3 protein-coding genes are annotated in these 4,570 nt (G+C 73.8%); all 3 read left to right on the forward strand.

Annotation, left to right across the window (positions count from 1 at the left end; all coding sequences use genetic code 11):
• Positions 1-274 precede the first annotated feature (274 nt).
• The gene (locus tag CCS38_RS25745) at positions 275-2,164 is read left to right on the forward strand and encodes a gamma-glutamyltransferase family protein (RefSeq protein WP_223735699.1); all 1,890 of its coding nucleotides are present in this window, start codon (positions 275-277) and stop codon (positions 2,162-2,164) included.
• Between the two features lie 199 nt (positions 2,165-2,363).
• Positions 2,364-3,248, forward strand: coding sequence for an inositol monophosphatase family protein (locus tag CCS38_RS25750; protein WP_223735700.1), 885 nt, complete (start codon positions 2,364-2,366; stop codon positions 3,246-3,248).
• Positions 3,249-3,296: 48 nt separating this feature from the next.
• Positions 3,297-4,570, forward strand: a 1,274-nt coding sequence (locus tag CCS38_RS25755; protein WP_223735701.1) for a phytoene desaturase family protein, incomplete at its 3' end; no start/stop codon positions are given.

Consider the following 4,570-nt stretch of genomic DNA (forward strand, 5'->3'; position numbering starts at 1 on the left):
CCGAGCCCCCTGTCTCCGCCCCCGGGCTGCCACTTCCACACCCGCTGCCCGGTGGCGGTGGACCGCTGCCGCACGGATGTACCGGAGCTGCGGGAGCTGGGGGAGCCGCCCGCCACGTCCCGCAGAGTGGCGTGCCACCTGGCCAAATCAAGCCCCTCCGCGTAGGGACGAAGCTCAGCAACTTCAAGCCCGTCCGGCGATTGAGGACGAGCCCGAAGGGCGATCCCGGCGCGCCACGACGCACCCGCACCGACCGACTCTCAGGAGCCACGCAGTGTTTACCACCCGCCCCACCCTCACCGGCACATTCGGAATGGCATCGTCCACCCACTGGCTGGCCTCCCAGTCCGCCATGGCGGTCCTGGAGGGCGGCGGCAACGCCTACGACGCCGCGGTCACCGCCGGCTTCGTGCTGCACGTCGTCGAGCCGCACCTGAACGGCCCGGCCGGCGAGGTCCCGATCATCCTGGCCCCGGCCGACGGCCCCGTACAGGTGCTGTGCGGCCAGGGCCCCGCACCGGCCGGCGCGACCGTCGCGCACTACACCTCGCTCGGCCTGGACCTCGTCCCCGGCACGGGCCCGCTCGCCGCCGCCGTACCGGGCGCATTCGACGCCTGGCTGCTGCTGCTCCGGGACCACGGTACGAAGACGCTCGCCGAGGTCCTCTCGTACGCCATCGGGTACGCACGCAACGGCCACCCGGCCGTCGAACGCGTCGGCGAAACCGTGGAGACCGTCCGCGAGCTCTTCGAGAACGAGTGGCCGACCTCGGCCGAGATCTACCTCCCCGGCGGCCGCTCCGTGCCCCCCGGCGGACTCCTCCGCAACCAGCCGCTCGCCGACACCTGGGAGCGGCTGGTCCGCGAGGCCGAGGCCGCGGGCCCCGGCCGCGAGACGCAGATCGACGCGGCCCGCCGCATCTGGCGCGAGGGCTTCATCGGCGAGGCGATGGCCGCCTTCGCCGCGCGCCCCGCCATGGACACCTCCGGCGAGCGGCACGCCGGCACGCTCACGGGCGACGATCTCGCCGCCTTCCGGGCCACGTACGAGGAGCCGGTCACGTACGACTGGAACGGCTGGACCGTCGCCAAGGCGGGCGCCTGGTCCCAGGGCCCGGCACTCCTCCAGCAGCTCGCGCTGCTCCCCGAGGAGCTGCCCGCCCACGGGAGCGCCGAGTACGTCCACACCCTCATCGAGGGCACCAAGCTCGCGATGGCCGACCGCGAGGCGTGGTACGGCGACGCGGAGGGCGCCGATGCCGTACCCGTGGCGGCCCTGCTGTCCCCCGGGTACAACGCCGAGCGCAGGGCGCTGATCACCGGCACCGCCTCGTACGAGCTGCGCCCCGGCCGCCCCGAGGGCCGAGCCCCGCGCCTCAGTAAGCACGCCGCCGCCGTGGCCGCCGGAGAGCCGGGCTTCGATGCGCTCGGCGTCTCCGGAGGCGGCGCGGGCGAGCCGACCGTCGCGACCGGCACCGGCACCGGTACGCGCACCGGCACCGGCACCGGGGGCGCGGGCAAGGCCGCCGTCGCCCCCGAAGTCGACCGCAGCGGAGCCACCCGCGGAGACACCTGCCACATCGACGTCGTCGACCGCTGGGGCAACATGGTCTCGGCCACGCCCTCCGGGGGCTGGCTCCAGTCCAACCCGGTGATCCCGGGCCTCGGCTTCCCGCTCGGCACGCGGCTGCAGATGGCCTGGCTGGAGGAGGGGCTGCCCAATTCCCTCACCCCGGGCCGCCGCCCGCGCACGACCCTCACCCCGTCCCTGGCGCTGCGCGACGGGGTACCGGTGATGGCCTTCGGTACCCCGGGCGGCGACCAGCAGGACCAGTGGCAGCTGCACTTCTTCCTGGCCGTGGCCCTGCGCGAGCCCGTACGCGGCGGGCTCGACCTCCAGGGCGCGATCGACGCGCCCAACTGGCACACCGACTCCTTCCCCGGCTCCTTCTTCCCGCGCGCCATGCGCCCGGGGAGCTTGACCGTGGAGTCCCGTATCGGTGCGGAGATCGTCGCTGAGCTGCGGGAGCGCGGCCACGACGTGACCGTCGGTGACGCTTGGTCCGAGGGCCGCCTGTGCGCGGTCGCGCGCGACCCGGAGACGGGCGTGCTCTCCGCCGCCGCGAACCCGCGGGGAATGCAGGGATACGCCGTGGGCCGCTGACCCACCCCGGCACGACTGATCACCGACGGTCACGTACACACCTCACCGTCGACCGTGTGCACCTCACCGTCGACCGCGTGCACCTGGGGTTCATCTGGACGCCAGGTGCCGTGTCAGTGGTCCGTGCTTCCATGGAGACATGATCGAAGCAATTCCTGCGATTCCTGCAAACAACGACGACAGGACGGACAGGGCGGACATGACGGGCCCGGCTGCGACGGCGGAGACGGTGCTCGCGGCCGTCGACCTGGACGCCGTGGAGAAGGCCGTCCGCGAAGCCGCGGCGGCCGAGATCCTGCCGCGCTTCCGGCAGCTCGCCGCCCACGAGGTGGTGGAGAAGAACGGCCCGCACGACCTGGTCACCATCGCCGACCAGCGCGCCGAGGAGTTCCTCACGACCGCCCTCACCGCCCTGCTGCCCGGCTCGGCCGTGGTGGGCGAGGAAGCGGTGCACGCCGACCCCGCGGTGCTGGACGCGCTGGAGGGCGACGCGCCCGTGTGGATCGTGGACCCGGTCGACGGCACGCGGCAGTTCGTGCACGGCGACCCCGGTTTCGCGACCCTGGTCGCGCTCGCCCACCGCGGCGAGCTGCTGGCCTCCTGGACGTACGCCCCGGCGCTGGAGGAGATGGCCGTCGCGGTGCGCGGCGGCGGCGCCCTGCTGAACGGCCGCCGGCTCCGCTCCGGCGCGCCGCACGACGGCAAGACCCTCGAAGTCGCCATGTCGCACCACGACTTCACCACCGTCGCCGAGAAGCGCGCGCTGTCCGGCCTGGCCTGCGAGGGCATCGCGCCCCGCCCCTGCGGCTCGGCGGGCCTGGAGTATCTGGCGGTCGCCCGCGGCACGCTGGAGGCCACGGCGTTCACGTGGGAGAACGCGTGGGACCACGCGGCGGGCCTGCTGCTCGTCCAAGAGGCGGGCGGCGTGAGCATGACCCTCGCCGGCGTGCCGTTCCGGATAGCCGGGGGCAACATGCTGCCGTTCACCGCGGCGCGGGACGCGGCCACCGCCCGGCGTATCCTCGACGTGCTGGCAGGTGACACGGGCTCAGTGGCAGGTGACACCCGCTCGGCCGCCGACTGATCCTCGACGCGGAGGATCGATACGAGGGGAGTGGCGCAGGTGCCGACGATGCTCGATGCCGTGGTGATCGGAGCCGGACCGAACGGCCTGACGGCAGCGGTCGAACTGGCCCGCCGGGGCATGTCCGTCGAGGTCTTCGAAGCCCGCGACACGATCGGCGGCGGCGCGCGCACGGAGGAACTGACGCTCCCCGGCTTCCGGCACGACCCCTGCTCGGCCGTGCACCCCACCGGGATCGGCTCGCCCGCCTTCCGCGACCTCCCCCTGGAGCGGTACGGCCTGGAGTGGATCCACCCCGAACTGCCCATGGCGCACCCCTTCCCGGACGGCAGCGCCGCCGTGCTCTCCCGCTCCGTGGGCGAGACCGCACGGTCCTTCGGCGTCCGCGACGCCGGACCGTACCGCCGCCTGGTCGACCCCTTCCGCGGCAAGTGGGACACGCTCGCGCGCGACATGATGCGCGGCGTCTTCGAGGGCTTTCCGCGCGACCCGGTGACCCTCGCCCGCTTCGGCCTGGCCGGCATCCCGCCCGTGGCCGTGCTGAACCGCCGCTTCCACGACGAGAAGGCGCGCGCCGTCTTCGCCGGCTGCGCGGCGCACGTCATCCACCCGCTCACCGGCATCGCGACCGGCGCCATCGCCCTGACCTTCATGCTGGCGGCGCACGCGTACGGCTGGCCCATCGCCCGCGGCGGCTCGCAGGCCATCCCGGACGCGCTCGCCGGGTACCTCCGTGACCAGGGCGGCGTGATCCACACGGACTACGAAGTCAAGCGGCTGGACGACCTGCCGCCCGCCCGCGCGTACATCTTCGACACCTCGCCGACCGCGCTGGCCCGCATCGCGGGGCTCGGCAACGTCTTCGACTCGTACCGCTACGGCCCCTCCGCCTTCAAGATCGATTACGCGCTGTCCGGGCCCGTCCCGTGGACCTCCGAGGAGGCCCGCCGCGCCGGTACGGTCCATGTCGGTCCCACCGAGGGCGACATCGGCCGCGCGCTGCGCGACGTCCATGAGGGCCGCGCCCCCGAGCGCCCGTTCCTCATCACCTCCCAGCCCAGCCTGATCGACTCCAGCCGCGCCCCCGAGGGCAAGCACACCTTCTGGGTGTACGGCCACGCGCCCAACGACTGGACAGGCGACCTCACCGAAGCCATCGAGCGCCAGCTGGAACGCTTCGCCCCCGGCTTCCGCGACCTCGTACTGGCCCGCGCGACCGCGGGCCCGCCCGAACTGGCCGCACGCAACGCCAATTACGTAGGCGGCGACATCGGCGTCGGCGCCTTCTCCGGCCTCCAGACCCTCCTCCGCCCCAAGCCCCG

Source organism: Streptomyces purpurogeneiscleroticus, from assembly GCF_020024005.1.
Lineage (GTDB): Bacteria > Actinomycetota > Actinomycetes > Streptomycetales > Streptomycetaceae > Streptomyces > Streptomyces purpurogeneiscleroticus.